This window comes from Williamsia sp. SKLECPSW1, assembly GCF_054332755.1.
Genome location: NZ_JBTGLI010000001.1, coordinates 1 through 16,270, shown reverse-complemented (window position 1 = coordinate 16,270; position 16,270 = coordinate 1). Strand labels below are relative to the sequence as shown.

Genomic DNA, 16,270 nt, shown 5'->3' with positions numbered 1-16,270 from the left:
GTCACTCAGCCTTCTTGCTTGCTTCCACCTGTGCCTGGATGGCCGCCGCGGCCTCGGGGTTCTCGGCCTCCAGCTTCTGGATGTAGGCCACCGCGTCACCGACGGTGCGGAGTCCGGCCAGGTCTTCGTCGGGGATCTTCACGCCGTACTTGTCCTCGGTCTGGACCGCGATCTCGACCATCGACAGCGAGTCGATGTCGAGGTCGTCCACGAAGGACTTGTCGATCGTGACCTCAGAGGGCTCAATACCGGTGACCTCTTCGATGATCTCCGCGATCCCGGCGATGAGTTCTTCCTGAGTCGCCACTGCGTGGCTCCCTTCTTCGTGTCGTCATGTGGTGCTCGTGTTCCGGAGCGATGCACGCTCGCATCGTTTGGACTGGCGTGTCACGCCTTCCGGGGGTCCTCGCAGGCGCGAGGACCGCTATCCAAGTTCTGTGGCCCCGTCCAGATCGTCCGGGGTCTTGCAGGCCCGCGTCGGCACACCCTTGAGCTCACGTTTGGCGATCCCGGTCAACGTGCCGGCCGGCGGGAGCTCGACGAGCGCGGTGGCGCCCATCTCGCGCATGGTGGCCGAGCACAGATCCCAGCGAACCGGGTTGGTGACCTGCGCGACGATGCGCTGGAGGGCTTCGCGGCCGGACGACACCGGCCGACCGTCGAAGTTCGAGAGGAGCACTGCGGTGGGCTCTTGCGGAGTGATCGACGCGGCGGCGGCCGCGACGGCTTCCTGCGCCGGCGCCATGAAGTGCGTGTGGAAGGCCCCCGCCACGGACAGCTTACGGGTCCGCGCCTTCTCCGGCGGGTCGGACAGCAGTGCGTCGATGGCCTCGACGCGACCGGCGGCGACGATCTGTCCGGCCGCGTTGCGGTTGGCCGGCACCAGGTCGAGTTCGGCCAGACGTGCGAGGACCTGCTCCTCGTCGCCACCGAGCACGGCGGCCATCGTGGTGGGCTCCAGAGCGCAGGCCTTCGCCATCTCGCGTCCACGGATCGCGGCGAGCGAGACGGCCTCGTCGCGGGTGATGACACCGGCGATGGCAGCGGCCGCGAGCTCACCGACCGAGTGACCGGCGACGACCATGTCCGGGGGCAGCGTGCTCCGCTGGGCCAGCTCGTCGTGGGCGAGCAGTGCCGCGACGACGACGAGCGGTTGGGTCACGGCGGTGTCGGTGATCTCCTCGGCGGTCGCCGTCGTCCCGAGGCGGGTGAGATCGAGGCCGGTCGACTTGGACCACGTGGCGACCTGGTCGGCCGCACCGGCCAGTTCGAGCCAGGACTCGAGCATTCCCGGGGTCTGCGAGCCCTGTCCGGGCGCGAGCAACGTGAGCACGTGACAACAGAACACCCTGAACCCGTTCCGTGTGGGTGTCGGAGTGGATGAACCTTCGCGCCCCTATTTGTAGGGATCTGACAAAGGACTGTCGGCGCGTGTCCGGTTCGTCACCGCATCGCAACTCGTGATATAGAACAGCGCTGATCGCGCATCGATAGGAAAAGCTCCACCGATCTGTGACTCGTGTGAACAGTGGTGCTCAAGTCAATGTTCTGTGTCGGTCCCGTGCTAGCCGACCGACCGTTGCGGCCACTCGGAGGACGTACCCGTCGCGGGGGTTGGTGGGGTCCCGCCCGGTCACCTCGGCGATCCGTTTTAGTCGATATCTGACAGTATTCGGGTGAACGAACAGTTCACGAGCGCACGACTCGACCGACCCCCCGGAGTCCAGGTACGCATCCAGGGTGCTGGTGAGTGTGTCGCCTCCTTTGGCCAGTGGCGTTACCAGGAAATCGTTCAGTGTCCGCACCGCGGCGGCGTCACCGAGCAACGCACGCTCGGGCAGCAGTTCCCAGCTGTGCACGGGACGCGGTGCGCCGGGCCACCCCGCGACCGCCTCCATCCCCGCGAGCGCCTCGGCCGCCGACCCGTGCGCCGCCCCCAGGTTGGGCGTCGTGTGGCCGATCACCACCGGCCCCTCCGCGAAATGTGTCAGCAGTTCCTGCACGAAGTCCTGGCCCGACGCCATGTCGCCGCTGACGATCGCGACGAGGAGGGTGCCCTGCACCACCGAGAGCGCGGCCCTGTCGTGTTTGCGGGCGGTCGTGTGGATCGCGAGGGGCACGGACACGTTCTGTTCCGGCGGCGGATATCCGACGACCACGGTCGCGGTCGCATCGGCGTCCCAGTTGAGGGCCGCCGCCCGAGACAGGAGCGTGGGTCCGGTGTCGCCGCGGACCACCGCGTCCACGACGAGCGCCTCGAGCCGGGAGTCCCAGGCGCCCCGGGACTCCGCCGCCGAGGCATAGATCGCTGCCGCGGCGAACCCGATCTCGCGCCCGTAGCGCAGGACCGCCTCGGTCAGCGCGCGCAGCTGCGCGTCGTTGCGTGCGAGCAGCGGCAGCCACTTCTCGAAGAACTCCATGGCCACCCGGACCATCTCGACCGACTGCAGCAGCGTGATGCGTCGGGCCAGATCCTGGGGCACCGCCTGGAAGGCCTGCACCGTGAACTTCAGGTTCCCCTCGGGGTCCTGCAGCCACTCGACGAAGTTCACGACCGCGGTCTGCACCACGAGCTGCACCGACGCGCGCTGCTGCGCCTCGAGGTCCTGGAAGTACGGCAGCTGGTCGGTCATCGAGTGCACCGCCTCGGTGGCCAACCGGCCGCTGTACTGCTTGACCCGCCGCAACAGGGTGTCCGGCAACGCGGCGTGCACGTCGGCCGGTGCGGGTACGCGGGCACCCTGTGCGCTGAGCGGGTCGCCGGGGGGATGGTCTGTCGACGTCGCCGAGGTCTCGCTCACCAGCACACCCTAGATCGTCGTGCCGGTGGCGAGCCCCCGATCACCCGAGGGTCATGCGACCCCGGGATCGCTCGTCTGCTCCGGCGCCGCGAGCACGTCGGTGATCGCGTACTTCTCGGCCGCCTTCGCCGCCACCGAGTGCTCGATGTGACCCTCCCGGGCCAACGCCAGCAGTGTGGCCACGACGATCGACTCACCGTCGACGTTGAAGAACCGTCGCGCCGCGGGCCGGGTGTCGGAGAACCCGAAGCCGTCGGTCCCGAGCGTGAGGTAGGTGCCGGGCACCCAGGCGCGGATCTGCTCGGGCACCGCGCGCATGAAGTCGCTGACGGCGACGAACGGCCCCTGCGACGACGCGAGAGCCTCGGTCAGATACGGCTGGCCGTGTTCGCCCGACGGGTCGCGCAGGGCGGCACGCTCGTGGTCGACACCGTCGCGCGCGAGTTCGTTCCACGACGTCACCGACCACACGTCGGCCGCGACATCCCACTCCTCGGCCAGCATCTCCTGCGCACGGACCGCGTCGGACATGGTGACGCCCGAGACGAGGATGTTGGCCGGGTACTGCTTCTCCGACGCCGCCGGGTGGCAGCGGTAGATGCCCTTCAGCACACCGGTCACGTCGAGGTCGTCGGGCTGCGCCGGCTGCACGATCGGCTCGTTGTAGACGGTGATGTAGTAGTAGATGTTCTCCGGGTCCTCGCCGTACATCCGACGGAGCCCGTCGACCACGATGTGCGCGATCTCGTAGGCGTAGGCCGGGTCGTACGCGGCGACGGCCGGGTTGGACGCCGCCAACAACAGCGAGTGCCCGTCGGCGTGCTGGAGACCCTCACCCGTCAGCGTCGTCCGTCCGGCGGTGGCCCCCAACACGAATCCGCGCGCCATCTGGTCGGCCGCGGCCCACAGCCCGTCGCCGGTCCGCTGGAACCCGAACATCGAGTAGAAGATGTAGAGCGGGATCATCGGCTCGTCGTGGGTGGCGTAGGACGTGCCGACCGCGGTGAACGACGCCGTGGAACCCGCCTCGTTGATCCCCTCGTGCAGGATCTGGCCGACCTCGCTCTCCTTGTAGGCGAGCATCAGGTCGGCGTCGACCGAGGTGTAGAGCTGGCCGTTGCGGTTGTAGATCTTCAGCGACGGGAACCACGAGTCCATGCCGAAGGTGCGCGCCTCGTCGGGGATGATCGGCACCACACGCTTGCCGACCTCCTTGTCCCGCATCAGCTCCTTGAAGATGCGGACCAACGCCATGGTGGTGGCGACCTGCTGCTTGCCCGAGCCCTTGGCCGCGGTCTTCACGATCGGCTTCGGGTCGACGGTCAGCGTCTTGCTCGTGGTGCGACGGCGGGGCAGGAAGCCACCGAGCGTCTTGCGCCGGTCGAGCATGTACTGGATCTCCGGCGAGTCCATCCCCGGGTGGTAGTACGGCGGCAGGTACGGGTCCTTCTCCAGCTCGGCGTCGCTGATCGGGATCCGCGTCGAGTCGCGGAAGTCCTTGAGGTCCTCCAGCGTCAGCTTCTTCATCTGGTGGGTCGCGTTGCGTCCCTCGAAGTGCTTGCCGAGGGTGTAGCCCTTGATCGTGTGGGCCAGGATCACGGTCGGCTGGCCCTTGTGCGACATCGCCGAGGCGTAGGCGGCGTGCACCTTGCGGTAGTCGTGTCCGCCGCGCTTGAGGTTCCAGATCTGCTCGTCGGAGAGGTTCTTGACCAGTTCCTTGGTGCGCGGGTCGCGTCCGAAGAAGTGCTCACGGACGAACGCGCCGTCGTTGGCCTTGTAGGTCTGGAAGTCACCGTCGGGCGTGCTGTTCATGAGGTTGACCAGTGCGCCGTCGCGGTCGCCGTGCAGCAGCGCGTCCCACTCGCGACCCCACACCACCTTGATGACGTTCCAGCCGGCGCCGCGGAAGAACGACTCGAGCTCCTGGATGATCTTGCCGTTGCCGCGCACCGGTCCGTCGAGGCGCTGCAGGTTGCAGTTGACGACGAAGGTCAGGTTGTCCAGCCCCTCCGTCGCCGCCACGTGGGCCAGGCCACGTGATTCCGGCTCGTCCATCTCGCCGTCGCCCAGGAACGCCCACACGTGCTGGTCGGAGGTGTCGGTGATGCCGCGGTCGTGCAGGTAGTGGTTGAACCGGGCCTGGTAGATCGCGTTCATCGGGCCCAGGCCCATCGAGACCGTGGGGAACTGCCAGAAGTCCGGCATCAACCGCGGGTGCGGGTACGACGGGAGGCCGCCGCCCTCACCGGCGTGGCTGTACTCCTGACGGAACCCGTCCATCCGGGCCTCGTCGATACGTCCCTCGAGGAACGCCCGCGCGTAGATGCCGGGGGAGGCGTGCCCCTGGATGAAGATCTGGTCGCCGCCGCCGGAGTGGTCCTGGCCGCGGAAGAAGTGGTTGAAACCGACCTCGTAGAGCGCCGCGGACGACGCGTAGGTCGAGATGTGGCCGCCGACACCGACACCCGGGCGCTGTGCCCGGTGGACCATGATCGCCGCGTTCCACCGGATGAACGCGCGGAACCGGCGCTCGACCTCCTCGTCACCGGGGAACCACGGCTCGCTCTCGGTGGGGATGGTGTTGACGTAGTCGGTGGAGGTGAGGGCGGGGAGCGAGACACGGCGCTCGCCCGCGCGCTCCAGCATCCGCAGCAGCAGGTAGCGCGCCCGGGCCGGGCCGGCGTTCTCGAGCAGGCCGTCGAAGGACGCCAGCCACTCGTCGGTCTCCTGCGGGTCGATGTCCGGGAGATAGGAGGCGACCCCCTCCCGGATGACCCGGACCCGGTCGGTGCCGGAGGTCGACGACGCCGGGCTGATCTGCTGTGTCACTGGTGGTGGGCTCCTCGTGTCCTCACGGCGGTGTTGTGCCGGTCGTGGTGCGTACGGCCGGCAGGGTGCGCCGACCTCGTTCGACCCCGCGGACGGACCGGTGGGCCCGAGCGAGGTGCGTCACCAATCGTGCCGTATGTGACGCGGCCCGGCACACGTTCCCCCGTGTCGGGCGGCGTGGTATTCGTCATGGTCGTCCGATGGGATGGTTCGTCTTGTCGCCGTGGCGGGCGCTGGGGCAGGATGCGCACCGTGTCGACCGCCGTCCGCCTGCGCCCGTCCACGCGTCTCGTCGTCGCGGCCGTCCTCGCGGCGCTGGCGTTCGGCGCCGTCGGATGCGCCGACGACGTCAGCGGGACCGCTCGGGTCGACGCAGCCGATCTCGGCGCGTACCGGGCCGAGATGTCGGCCTCGGCGTCGGCGTCAGCCCGCGACGATCGCACCGCGGCCGACTATGCGGCGTGCTCGACCGCGACCTCGGCCTCGGCCGCGATGCTCGCCGCCTACAACCCGTTCGTGACCTCACTCAACGCGACCCAGGCCTACGGGGCTCTCAAAGGTGCGGATCTGGCGGCGATCGCGGCCCTGGATCGCGGCGCCGCGTCCGTACGTGCCGCCCTGGCCCCGGCGACCGGCGACGCGATCCGGGGTGCCGCGACCCGCCTCGCCGATCGGGCCGGTGCCCTGGCCGCGGTGATCCGCGCGAAGGGTCGTGACGACCTGAACGGGGCGTCGAGTGCGTTCCGGGGCGCCCGCGACGACGTCCTCGCGGCGTGCCGCGCGTTCGACTCGCCGGCGCCGAGCGCCGCGGGTGCCCCGTCGAGCGGCGCGCCGTCGTCGGCCCCGCCGACCAGCCCGCGCTGAGGCCCCCGACCCCGCCGGTCCGCCTCGGATCTCGGCCGTCCGGCATCGTGTCCCGGCTTGCAACTTGGCCGGACACACTGTTGTCTGGTCACACCCCCTGGACCGCGCGTCCGGCGGGCGTTCGAACAGTCGCAGACATAGGAGGTCCCCCGCGGTGGTTGCCGCGCACGGTAATCGCGCCGAAGCGCTCGGGTTCAGCTCGGGCATGGTGGTCCAGGAACTCGGTTGGGACGACGACACCGACGACGAGCTGCGCGTCGACATCGAGGAGACCATCGGCGGGGAGTTGCTCGACGAGGACTCCGACGAGGTCATGGACGTCGTCATCCTCTGGTGGCGTGAGTCCGACGGAGATCTGGTCGACGCCCTGATGGACGCGATCGGCCCCCTCGCAGACGACGGTTATGTCTGGGTGTTCTCCCCGAAGACGGGCAACGACGGCTACGTCGACCCGGCGGAGATCTCGGAGGCCGCGCCGACGGCGGGCCTGACGCAGACCTCGGCGATGAACCTCGGCGAGTGGTCGGGGTCGCGCCTGGTGCAGCCGAAGGCTCGTGCCCCCCGCCGATGACCGTGTCGAGCGATCAGAGCACGCTCCCGTCGGGTCCGATCGAGCCCGGCACCCGCGCCCCGGATTTCAGCCTGCGCGACCAGAACAACCAGTGTGTGTCGCTGTCGTCGTTCCGCGACAGCAAGCGTGTGGTCGTCGTCTTCTTCCCGCTCGCCTTCACCGGGACCTGCGAGGGCGAACTCGGCTACCTGCGTGATCACCTGCCCGAGTTCGAGTCCGACCACTCGGCGCTGCTGGCGGTCTCGGTGGGTCCGCCGCCGACCCACAAGGTGTGGTCGTCACTGCAGGGATTCCTGTTCCCGATCCTCTCCGACTTCTGGCCGCACGGCGCCACGGCGATGGAGTACGGGGTGTTCAACCCCCGCAGCGGCTACGCCAACCGGGGGACCTTCGTCATCGGGCTCGACGGTGTCGTCACGTACTCGCAGATGGTGGGACCGGGCGAGATGCGCGACGACTCGGTGTGGACCGCGGTGCACGAACACCTCGACAACTGAGCACGGTCGCCGCAGGGATCTCGCGACGACGATTTCCCGCGACCGCGCTCCGACCACTACATTCGTTCCTCGGCGCGGGACACTCCTCCCGCGTGACGCGCGTATAGCTCAGCGGTCAGAGCTCTGGTCTTACACACCAGCGGTCGGGGGTTCAAATCCCTCTGCGCGCACCTCGTTCGTCTGACATGGTCTGCGATGTGAAACGTCTGCCTGTCCGAGTTCTGCTGACGTCGGCGATGGTGTCGCTCGTCCTGACATCCGGTGTGGCCACCGCGGTCGCGGCCCCGTCGGTTCCCCGGACCACGACCATCGGTGGGTGGGCCGAGAACTCGGCCACCGGACCCGACGGAAGCGTCTACGTCTCGGACCTGACCGGGAGCGCGGTCCTGCGACGCCCGCCGGGTGGCGGGGCGTTCACGACGCTGCGCCGTCTGCCGAACCCCGGTGGGTTGGTGGTCGACGGCACGACGCTGTACGCGGTCGTGGGGGACACCCCGGTGTCTGTGTTCACCGACGCCGGCGGCGTCGTGGCGGTCGATCTCCGCACCGGTGCGCAACGGACGGTCGCCTCGGGGCTCGGCGAGACGAACGGACTGGCGCGACTCCCGGACGGTCGACTCGTCGTGACCGTGACCGCCGGTCGCGGCGCCGGGCTCCAGCTGATCGACCCCGGAACCGGGGCTCGTCGGCTGCTGACCGACGCGATCACCACACCCAACGGGCTCGCGGTCGGCCCGGACGGGATGGCCTACGTCGGTTCGAGCGTCACCGGTGAGATCACCCGGGTCGACCCGGGCGACGGCGCGACCAGTCCTGCGGCGCGGACGATCCCGAGCCTCGACGACTTCGACTTCCTGCCCGACGGACGGATCGTCGCCGCGACGAACGTGGGGCAGATCAGCGTCGTCGATCTCTCCGATCGGTCCGTCGTGCCGTTCGGTGGTCCGATGCTCGGTGCGACGAGTGCGAAGCGTTCGGGCGGGCAGGTCGTCGTCACCACCGCTCTCGGATCGGTGACGACCGTCGCCGTACCTGCTCCGGCAGTGCGCTGAGCGCGGCGTACACCGCCGGTGTGCGACCTGCTCGCCGGCGCCGAGGGTGTCATGTACCGGAGCTCGCACCGTCGGTTGCGGCCGTCCGGTAGCGGTCGGCGATGTGGTCGTGGTCGCGCGCCTGATCGAGGCACAGCTCGCGCAGCGACGACGGCTCGATGATCGTGAAATCTGCGTCGAACCGGTGCAGCCACCATGCGATCGACTCCAGCGAGGACCCGAACAACGCGATCTCGCAACTGGTCTCGTCGCCGGCCTCGACGATGCCCCAGTCGGGGTGAACCATGGCCGCCACCGTCTGCACCGGTGCGTGGATCCGCACCCGGGCGTTCACCGATCGCATCGCCGCGCCGATGCTGGCGGCGACGAACGCCGCCGCGCCGCCCTCGGGGAGTTCACGCGGCGGGAAGCGCGGCCCCGTCGGGGTCTTCGGCGTCATCCGGTCGACGCGGAAGGTCCGCCAGTCGTCGCGGCCGATGTCCCAGGCCAGCAGATACCAGCGTGCCCCGTTGCGCACGAGACGGTAGGGCTCGCACTCGCGTCGCGTCTCGTCGCCCGATCGGGCGCTGTAGTCGAAACGCAGTCGCTCGCGGCGATGGCAGGCCAGCGCGACGTCCGACAGCGTCGCCGCGTCGACCGACGACCGCGGTGCGGGCCTGTCGACGGTCTCCACCGTCAGCGCGTCGAGCCGGTGCCGCAGTCGGGACGGCATCACCTGACGCAACTTGGAGAGTGCGCCGGCGGTCGCGTCGTCGAGGCCCGTCACCGATCCTGTCGCGCCCGACTGCAGTGCGACGGCGACGGCGAGGACCTCGGCGTCGTCGAGGAGCAGCGGGGGCATCTCGGCCCCGGCGCCGAGCCGGTACCCGCCGCCGACGCCGACGGTCGCGTCGACCGGGTATCCCAGCGTGCGCAATCGGTCGACGTCGCGACGCACCGTGCGGGTGGTGACGGCGAGCCGCTCGGCGAGGTCGGTTCCGGACCACTCCTGGCGCATCTGCAGCAGCGACAGCAGGGACAGCAGTCGTGCGGAGGACTCGATGGGCATGGCAGTCATCCTGGTACCGAACACGGTCAGGAACAGTCCGCGTTGACCGGCGCATCGGTGGGCCGTCGCCCGCGCTCTCGGACGGACACGCGACGCCGTCGGTGCGACACGCCGATCGGTGACCGTCTCGAGATCGTTCCGTGCCCCATCTGTGCTCACCGGCCGCAGTCGCCTCGTTAACGTCGTCCTGTCTCAGACGTAACAGGGAGGGCCCTCATGTCGGTGCTGCGTGTCCGGCGGTTCGTCGCCGCTTTGAGCGCTGTGCTCGCGATCAGCGGGGTGGGTGCCCTGCAGGCCGGTCTCGCCGCACCGGCGACCGCGGCACCCGCGACCACGACCCTCTTCAACTCCGCCCAGGCCAAGTTCACCAACGGTGACGTCCCGGGCGGGCTCGGGGACCTCGGTGCGCTGTTGCGGGTCGCGCCGAACGACGCGCAGGCGCTCGCTCTGCAGGCCGTCTGGTCCGACTACACCCTCGACCTCATCACCCGCCAGAACGCGCTCAACCGGCTCGGGGCGGTGTCCCCGGCGATGGCGGGCACGGTCGGCCGGATGTTCGGCGCGATCGGCGCCGGCGTCGGCACCATCCCCAACCCGCTGCCCGGGATCATCGGACCGCAGACCGCGATCGTCGTGCTCGGGTACGGATTGCTGCCCGACGGCTCGATGCGCGACGAGTTGAACGCTCGTATGCAGGCGGCGTGGCTGCAGGCGGTCGCCGCCCCGTCGTCGACGATCATCGTCAGCGGCGGAGCGCCGCACGCCGGGGTCACCGAGGCCGCCGCGATGCGGAACTGGTTGATCAGCCGCGGGATCCCCGCCTCCCGCATCGTCGCCGAGGACAGGTCCGGGTCGACGGTGCAGAACGCCATCAACTCCGCCTCGGTCGCCCGGTCGCGCGGGTTGGGCAACGCGATCCTCGTCTCCAGTGCCAACCATCTCCGGAGGGCGGTCGCCGACTTCACCATGGCGGGGCTGCCCGTCGTCGGTGCGACGACCCAGTTCCAGGGCTGGCTGCCGGAGTTGATCCCGCCGCTGCGGCCTGCGCAGCGCGGTATCTACCTCGACGTGACACGGACCGCCGGGATCCCCGCGCGACGGTGATCGGCCGTCGCCGTCACCCGGCGACGAGTCCGACGAGGTCCGTCGACGGCAGGTGGATCCAGCCCTCGCGGCGGGCGAGGTCGGCGACATCGGGGTCGGGCAGGTGCGTGCGGCCCACCGCGGCGGCACGCGCGATGCAGGCGGCGATGACGGCGTCGAAGACGTCGTCGCTGCCCCGCACGGCCGCCTCGGAGCCTCCGAGCTGCAACCACGGGGCGGTCGCCTGCACCTGATCGACGAGGCGATCGAGGATCTCGGACTTCGCGGGTCCCTTGTAGCCACGGTGACCCAGGTCCCAGACGCGCAGGGCCGCAGCCGGATAGGCCTCGACCACGGGGCCGTTGACGCGGTCGGTGACCTTAAGGGCGCGCAGCAGTCCGACGCAGCGCATCGCCACGTGGGCGATCAGGTCGGCCGACACGCTCAGCGGGATGAGGCCCGTCCTGTCGCGGACCGCTTCGTCGGTGGCCCGACGAACCAGTCCTGCACGAGCGCTTCTGGTGTCGGACGCCGCGGGCAGGTCGCGGTCGTCGGTGAGGTCGGCGGGGTCGCCCAGGGCATGGTGGGCGACGACGAATCGGACGAACTGTTCCGGCCAGCCGAACGGGGCGTCGATCCCGACCCGGTCGCATCCGACGGCGGCGGCGACGATGTCGGCGTCCGTCGCCCCGAGGGTGATGCGCTCGACCTCGGCGTGTCCGGACCGCCACCGCAGCACGGCCAGAGCGGTCTTCGCCGGTTCGGCCGCGAGGTCGACTCCCAGGGTGCGCACGGTCACGACGGTAGTCGCGACCGCTGGGCCCCTCGACGTCTGTGCGAGAGTGGGGCGGTGCTGCTCCCGCTGCTCACCCCGACCGCGATCGCCGCGTCACCCGACGTCCCCGACACCGTCGTGGTCGACGGCATCCACTTCTCCCGCGCAGACGTCGCCGGTGCGGCGGTCGCCGCGTCCGAGCGACTCGGCGGCGTCCGCGTCGTCGCGGTCGAGGCGACTCCGTCGATGGCGACTGTCGTCGCCGTGGTCGCCTCGCTGCTCGCAGGGGTCGTGGTGGTTCCCGTGCCGCCGGACTCGGGCGCCGCCGAACGCCGACACATCCTCTCCGACTCGGGTGCGCAGGCATGGTTCGGTCCGCCGCCCGCCGACGACGGCGGCCTGCCGCACCTCCCGGTCCGTCTGTACGCACGGTCGTGGCATGCGCATCCGGTCCCGCCGGCCGGCCATCCGGCGATGATCCTCTACACCTCCGGCACCACCGGCGCGCCGAAAGGCGTTGTCTCCACCCACGGGTCGATCGCAGCAGGGCTCGACGCCCTCGCCGCGGCATGGCAGTGGACCGGCGCGGACGTCCTCGTCCACGGACTTCCGCTGTTCCACGTCCACGGGCTGATCCTCGGTGTCCTCGGACCACTGCGGGTCGGCGGACGTCTCGTCCACACCGGCAGGCCGACGCCTGAGGCCTACGCCGCGACGCAGGGATCGATGTACTTCGGGGTCCCGACCGTCTGGTCGCGGGTCGCCGCCGACGAGCAGAGCGCCCGGCAGTTGTCCGCGGCGCGGCTGCTCGTGTCGGGCAGTGCACCGTTGCCCGAGAGCGTCTTCACCCGGATCGCGGCCCTCACGGGGCACGAGATCGTCGAGCGTTACGGCAGCACCGAGACCCTCATCACCCTGAGTTCGCGGGTCGACGGCGAGCGGCGCGCCGGGTGGGTCGGACTCCCGCTCGACGGTGTCGAGACGCGTCTGCGCCCGGCCGACGACGACGGCAGCGGCGGCGAGGACGAACTGCCCCACGACGGGGAGGCGGTCGGCGAACTGCTCGTCCGCGGCCCGATGCTGTCGTCGGGGTACCACGACCGTCCCGAGGCGACAGCCGAGTCGTGGTCGGACGACGGGTGGTTCGCCACCGGCGACGCGGCGGTCATCGGACCCGACGGCATGCACCGCATCGTCGGCCGCATGTCGACCGACCTCATCAAGTCCGGCGGGTTCCGGGTCGGTGCGGGTGAGATCGAGAGCTCTCTGCTCGACCACCCCGCGGTCGCGGAGGTTGCGGTGGTCGGTGCCCCGGACGAGGATCTCGGCCAACGGATCGTCGCCGTCGTCGTCCCGGCCTCCGGACACGACGCCGGGGATGATCTCGCCGAAACGCTGATCGCCCATGTCGCCGAACAGCTCTCGTCGCACAAGCGTCCGCGGGAGGTTCGTTTCGTCGCCGAGCTGCCCCGCAACGCCATGGGCAAGGTGCGCAAGAAGGCGTTGCTCGACGCGCCCTGACCGGCCGGGATCAGATGCCGATGAGCGGAGTCGCGCGATCACCGGGCGGATCGTCGTCGGTGAAGGGCTTCGCGCCGCCGAGGAACGTCCGCACGGCGTCGTCGTCGCGGACCGAGGCGGGCACCGCATCGACGAGGAGGGCACGGACGAGGGCAGGGGAGGCCTCGATCGGCTCGTCGGACGCGGCCACGACGATGTTGCCGTAGCGGCGGCCCTTGAGCATCGCGGGATCCGCTACCACCAGCAGATGGGCGAAACGGTCGGCGACGGTGGCGATCTGACGTCGGGCGTAGGACAGGTCCCGGGTGTCGGCGACGTTCATCACGACGGTGCCGCCGGGGCGCAGGACCGCGTGCACCGCGTCGAAGAACTCGGTGGTCGTGAGATGTGCGGGTGTCCGCGCACCGGCGAACACGTCGACGACGACGAGATCACGACTGTCGGCGGTGAGCGACTCGGTCACGGCGCGGGCGTCGCCCACACGCAGCCGGACGACGGGGGCGCGGGGGATCGGGAAGCGGGTTCGCACGAGATCGGCCAGTGCGCCGTCGATCTCGACCGCGACGTGCCGCGACTGCGGTGCGACCGCCGCGAGGTACCGCGGGAGCGCGCATCCGGCGGCGCCGAGATGCAGAGAGCGCAGCGGGCCGGTGGGGTCGAACCGATCGGAGACGATCGCGGCGATCCAGCGCATGTACTCGAAGTCCAAGCGGGTGGGATCCACGGCGAGGTGGGAACTCTGGACACCGTTGACCTCGAGCAGCCACCCCTGCCCGTCGGCGTCGGTGGTGATGACCGCGGTCCCGGTGTCGATGGTGAACGTCCCCGCCACGTCGTCGGACGGCGCGGCACCCGCGGCGGGACGCCGCCCGGATCGGTGACGGGCCATGCGGTGACCCTGCCACGAGACACACGATGCCGGGTGGTGCGGTCCCGCCTGGCAGGCTGGTCGCCGTGATCCGAGGACGACGCGGTACCGCCCGGGCGGTCGGCATCGCGCTCGGCGTGGCCGCCGATCGCGCGTTCGGCGACCCGGCCCGGTGGCACCCTGTCGCCGGGATGGGCACCGTCGCGGCGGCCGTCGAGCGGCGCATCTACGCCGATCGTCGTGCCGCGGGTGTGGCCTACACCGGGATCTGTGTCGGTGGCGTGGTCGCGGTCGCCGCGGCGGTCGACCGCGCGGGGCCCGTCACCACAGCGGTGACCACCGCCGCCGCGACCTGGGCGGCGCTGGGAGGTACCACGCTGACCGGTGTCGTCGCGGAACTGGGCGACCGGGTGGATCGCGACGACCTCGACGGCGCCCGGGACCTGGTGCCGAGTCTGTGTGGTCGCGACCCGCGCTCGCTGGACGGCCCCGGCATGATCCGCGCGGCCGTGGAATCGCTGGCCGAGAACACCTCCGACGCGACCGTCGGGCCGCTGGTGTGGGCGGCGGTCGCCGGGGCACCCGGTGCCCTGGGTTACCGGATGGTCAACACCCTCGACGCGATGGTGGGGTATCGGTCGCCGCGGCACCGTCGGTTCGGGTGGGCGTCGGCCCGTCTCGACGACGTGGCCAATCTCGTCCCCGCGCGGGTCACCGGGCTCGTGGTGATCGCCCTCGGGCCGGACCGCCGCGGCGCGGTCGCCGCCTGGCGACGCGACGCCTCCGGCCACCCCAGTCCGAACGCCGGCGTCGTCGAGGCGACGTTCGCCGGTGCGCTCGGTACGGGGTTGGGCGGGATCACCGTCTATCCGCACGGGGTCGAGGACCGGCCGCGGCTGGGTGACGGTCCGCCGCCGACGATCACCGATCTGCGGCGTGCGGTGGTGTTGTCCCGCCGGGTGCAGGCGGTGGTGGCGGTGCTCGCGTGCGGCGCGGCGGTGGTGCTCGGTGAGGGGATCAGTCGCCGTAGCGGTCGGTGAGTTTCTGACGGGCAGACCCCGCCGTCTCCTCACGGCGCGGCCCGAAGCCGATCCCACCCCGGACCCGGGTGCTGCCGAGTCCTGACGACGACGCCGAGACGAGGTCCTCGCGACGGCGCCGCGCGCGGGCAGCGATGCCGTCGGGGTGGGCAGGCGGCGGCGGACCCGCCGCCGCGCCATCGGCCGCAGCGGCCGCCGCGGCCGCATTCGCGGCGCGACGGTGACGGACCTCCGCCACGATGAAGTAGCCGAGGCCGAGCGGTGCCATCACGCCGAAGGCGATCCACTGCAGTCCGTAGGACAGATACGGCCCGGAGTCGAGCTGGGGGATGGGCAGTTCGCCGAGACTGCCCGGTTGGTCCGGTGACAGCTGCAGATAGGCCGACATGGTGTCGAGTCCGACCGCGCGGCCCAGCGTCGCCGGGTCGATCGTGTAGACCTGCAGCGCGCCGTCCTCGACACGGGGTCCGCGCCCGGGCGACGTGCCCTCACCGACCCGCAGGCGGGCCGAGAGGGTGGTGGGGCCGTCCGGTGCGGACGGCACCGAGGGCAGGGCGGTGCCCTGGACCGGACGGACGTAACCGCGGTTGACGACGAAGACGCGGCCGTCGTCGAGTCGGAACGGGGTGAGCACCTCGTAGGCGGGTGCGTCCGACACCGACCGCAGTCGGACGACGGCCTGGTCGGCGGGCAGATAGCGGCCGGTGACGGTCACCTCGCGCCACTCGGAGTCCCGCGGGAACGGCCCGCGCCCGGGCCACACGCTGTCGATCGGGGCCGCGTCGCGCGCCACTGCACTCTTGATCAGCGAGTTCTGGTGTTCGGTCCGCGAGTTCTTGCCGAGCTGCCACGGTGCCAGCACCCAGAAGCACGCCCCCGCGAACGCCACCACGACAAGGGCGAGCGCCACCCACCCGGGGCGTGCGAAGGTGCGCAGGATCCGCATGTCACAAAGGTACTAGGGCGTGCATCGTGCCTGCTGCAGCCTGGTACGCAGGCGACCCATCGGTGACCACGCATGTGTCCGATACGCTCGACGCGACACCCGTCGCACGTCGACGGCGGACACCCGCTGGAGCCGACGGCGAGGTCCCCGTGTCGACCACCGGCTCCGTGCGCGCGTCCTCCCGGGCGGTTCGCGCCGACCGGCCTCGCGACCACCCGGAAACGGAGCGCCCCGTGCGTGACTTCAACTGCCGCAACTGCGGACAGCAATTGTCCTTCGAGAACACCCTGTGCCTGCACTGCCATCGGGCACTCGGGTTCCACCTGCCCACCCGGGTCATCCACGTCGTCGACGAGGACGGGACCGGCGAGGTCG

At 70.7% G+C, this 16,270-nt stretch carries 16 protein-coding genes and 1 tRNA gene; 9 read left to right on the top strand and 8 right to left on the bottom strand.

Features of this window, described 5'->3' with window-relative positions; genetic code table 11:
• Position 1: 1 nt before the first annotated feature.
• From acpM to aceE, 4 genes are all read right to left on the bottom strand, one after another.
• Positions 2-307, bottom strand: a complete 306-nt coding sequence (acpM, locus tag ACXVUM_RS00085) for a meromycolate extension acyl carrier protein AcpM (protein WP_458519861.1) — start codon at positions 305-307, stop codon at positions 2-4.
• A 117-nt stretch (positions 308-424) separates the two neighbouring features.
• Positions 425-1,333 carry an ACP S-malonyltransferase gene (locus ACXVUM_RS00080; protein ID WP_458519860.1) on the bottom strand — a complete coding sequence of 303 codons (909 nt, stop codon included), beginning with the start codon at positions 1,331-1,333 and terminating at the stop codon, positions 425-427.
• 202 nt (positions 1,334-1,535) lie between these two features.
• On the bottom strand, positions 1,536-2,801 hold the full coding sequence (locus tag ACXVUM_RS00075) for a PucR family transcriptional regulator (protein ID WP_458519859.1): 1,266 nt from the start codon (positions 2,799-2,801) through the stop codon (positions 1,536-1,538).
• A 51-nt stretch (positions 2,802-2,852) separates the two neighbouring features.
• Positions 2,853-5,630: a pyruvate dehydrogenase (acetyl-transferring), homodimeric type gene (gene aceE / locus ACXVUM_RS00070; protein WP_458519858.1), complete on the bottom strand. Its 2,778-nt coding sequence runs from the start codon at positions 5,628-5,630 to the stop codon at positions 2,853-2,855.
• A 252-nt stretch (positions 5,631-5,882) separates the two neighbouring features.
• Here aceE and ACXVUM_RS00065 point away from each other — a divergent pair, with 252 nt between their 5' ends.
• From ACXVUM_RS00065 to ACXVUM_RS00045, 5 genes are all read left to right on the top strand, one after another.
• Entirely contained in the window at positions 5,883-6,494 is a 612-nt protein-coding gene (locus ACXVUM_RS00065; RefSeq protein ID WP_458519857.1) for a hypothetical protein, read from the top strand.
• Between the two features lie 154 nt (positions 6,495-6,648).
• Positions 6,649-7,065, top strand: coding sequence for a DUF3052 domain-containing protein (locus ACXVUM_RS00060; protein WP_458519856.1), 417 nt, complete (start codon positions 6,649-6,651; stop codon positions 7,063-7,065).
• Positions 7,062-7,562, top strand: coding sequence for a peroxiredoxin (locus tag ACXVUM_RS00055; protein WP_458519855.1), 501 nt, complete (start codon positions 7,062-7,064; stop codon positions 7,560-7,562). Before ACXVUM_RS00060 ends, ACXVUM_RS00055 begins: the two co-directional genes overlap by 4 nt.
• 97 nt (positions 7,563-7,659) lie before the next feature.
• Positions 7,660-7,732, top strand: a tRNA-Val gene (locus tag ACXVUM_RS00050).
• A 27-nt stretch (positions 7,733-7,759) separates the two neighbouring features.
• On the top strand, positions 7,760-8,614 hold the full coding sequence (locus ACXVUM_RS00045; RefSeq protein ID WP_458519854.1) for an SMP-30/gluconolactonase/LRE family protein: 855 nt from the start codon (positions 7,760-7,762) through the stop codon (positions 8,612-8,614).
• Between the two features lie 49 nt (positions 8,615-8,663).
• On the opposite strand, the gene ACXVUM_RS00040 is transcribed toward ACXVUM_RS00045, so the two are convergent.
• Positions 8,664-9,662 (bottom strand): helix-turn-helix transcriptional regulator, encoded by a 999-nt coding sequence (locus ACXVUM_RS00040; protein ID WP_458519853.1) that lies wholly within the window; start codon positions 9,660-9,662, stop codon positions 8,664-8,666.
• A 216-nt stretch (positions 9,663-9,878) separates the two neighbouring features.
• On the opposite strand from ACXVUM_RS00040, the gene ACXVUM_RS00035 reads away from it, so the two are divergent.
• Complete coding sequence (locus ACXVUM_RS00035; RefSeq protein WP_458519852.1) at positions 9,879-10,766, top strand: YdcF family protein; 888 nt, start codon at positions 9,879-9,881, stop codon at positions 10,764-10,766.
• Between the two features lie 13 nt (positions 10,767-10,779).
• On the opposite strand, the gene ACXVUM_RS00030 is transcribed toward ACXVUM_RS00035, so the two are convergent.
• Positions 10,780-11,538 (bottom strand): DUF429 domain-containing protein, encoded by a 759-nt coding sequence (locus ACXVUM_RS00030; protein ID WP_458519851.1) that lies wholly within the window; start codon positions 11,536-11,538, stop codon positions 10,780-10,782.
• A gap of 57 nt (positions 11,539-11,595) precedes the next feature.
• Here ACXVUM_RS00030 and ACXVUM_RS00025 point away from each other — a divergent pair, with 57 nt between their 5' ends.
• Positions 11,596-13,041, top strand: a complete 1,446-nt coding sequence (locus ACXVUM_RS00025; protein WP_458519850.1) for an acyl-CoA synthetase — start codon at positions 11,596-11,598, stop codon at positions 13,039-13,041.
• 10 nt (positions 13,042-13,051) lie between these two features.
• Here the strand turns inward: ACXVUM_RS00025 and ACXVUM_RS00020 are convergent, their stop codons facing one another.
• The gene (locus tag ACXVUM_RS00020; protein WP_458519849.1) at positions 13,052-13,930 is read right to left on the bottom strand and encodes a spermidine synthase; all 879 of its coding nucleotides are present in this window, start codon (positions 13,928-13,930) and stop codon (positions 13,052-13,054) included.
• Between the two features lie 68 nt (positions 13,931-13,998).
• Here ACXVUM_RS00020 and ACXVUM_RS00015 point away from each other — a divergent pair, with 68 nt between their 5' ends.
• Positions 13,999-14,949 carry a cobalamin biosynthesis protein gene (locus ACXVUM_RS00015; RefSeq protein ID WP_458522733.1) on the top strand — a complete coding sequence of 317 codons (951 nt, stop codon included), beginning with the start codon at positions 13,999-14,001 and terminating at the stop codon, positions 14,947-14,949.
• Here the strand turns inward: ACXVUM_RS00015 and ACXVUM_RS00010 are convergent.
• Positions 14,927-15,895 (bottom strand): SURF1 family cytochrome oxidase biogenesis protein, encoded by a 969-nt coding sequence (locus ACXVUM_RS00010; protein WP_458519848.1) that lies wholly within the window; start codon positions 15,893-15,895, stop codon positions 14,927-14,929. The genes ACXVUM_RS00015 and ACXVUM_RS00010 overlap by 23 nt on opposite strands.
• Between ACXVUM_RS00010 and ACXVUM_RS00005 the strand changes: the two genes are divergently transcribed.
• The coding region (locus tag ACXVUM_RS00005) for a zinc-ribbon domain-containing protein (protein ID WP_458519847.1) at positions 15,802-16,270 on the top strand (469 nt) is incomplete at its 3' end. The two genes, ACXVUM_RS00010 and ACXVUM_RS00005, sit on opposite strands and share 94 nt — an antisense overlap.

Coding starts and splice junctions, on each gene's coding strand:
- ACXVUM_RS00055 (WP_458519855.1), top strand. CDS start 7,062: ATGACCGTGTCGAGCGATCAGAGCACGCTCCCGTCGGGTCCGATCGAG.
- ACXVUM_RS00040 (WP_458519853.1), bottom strand. CDS start 9,662: ATGCCCATCGAGTCCTCCGCACGACTGCTGTCCCTGCTGTCGCTGCTG.
- ACXVUM_RS00035 (WP_458519852.1), top strand. CDS start 9,879: ATGTCGGTGCTGCGTGTCCGGCGGTTCGTCGCCGCTTTGAGCGCTGTG.
- ACXVUM_RS00020 (WP_458519849.1), bottom strand. CDS start 13,930: ATGGCCCGTCACCGATCCGGGCGGCGTCCCGCCGCGGGTGCCGCGCCG.
- ACXVUM_RS00010 (WP_458519848.1), bottom strand. CDS start 15,895: ATGCGGATCCTGCGCACCTTCGCACGCCCCGGGTGGGTGGCGCTCGCC.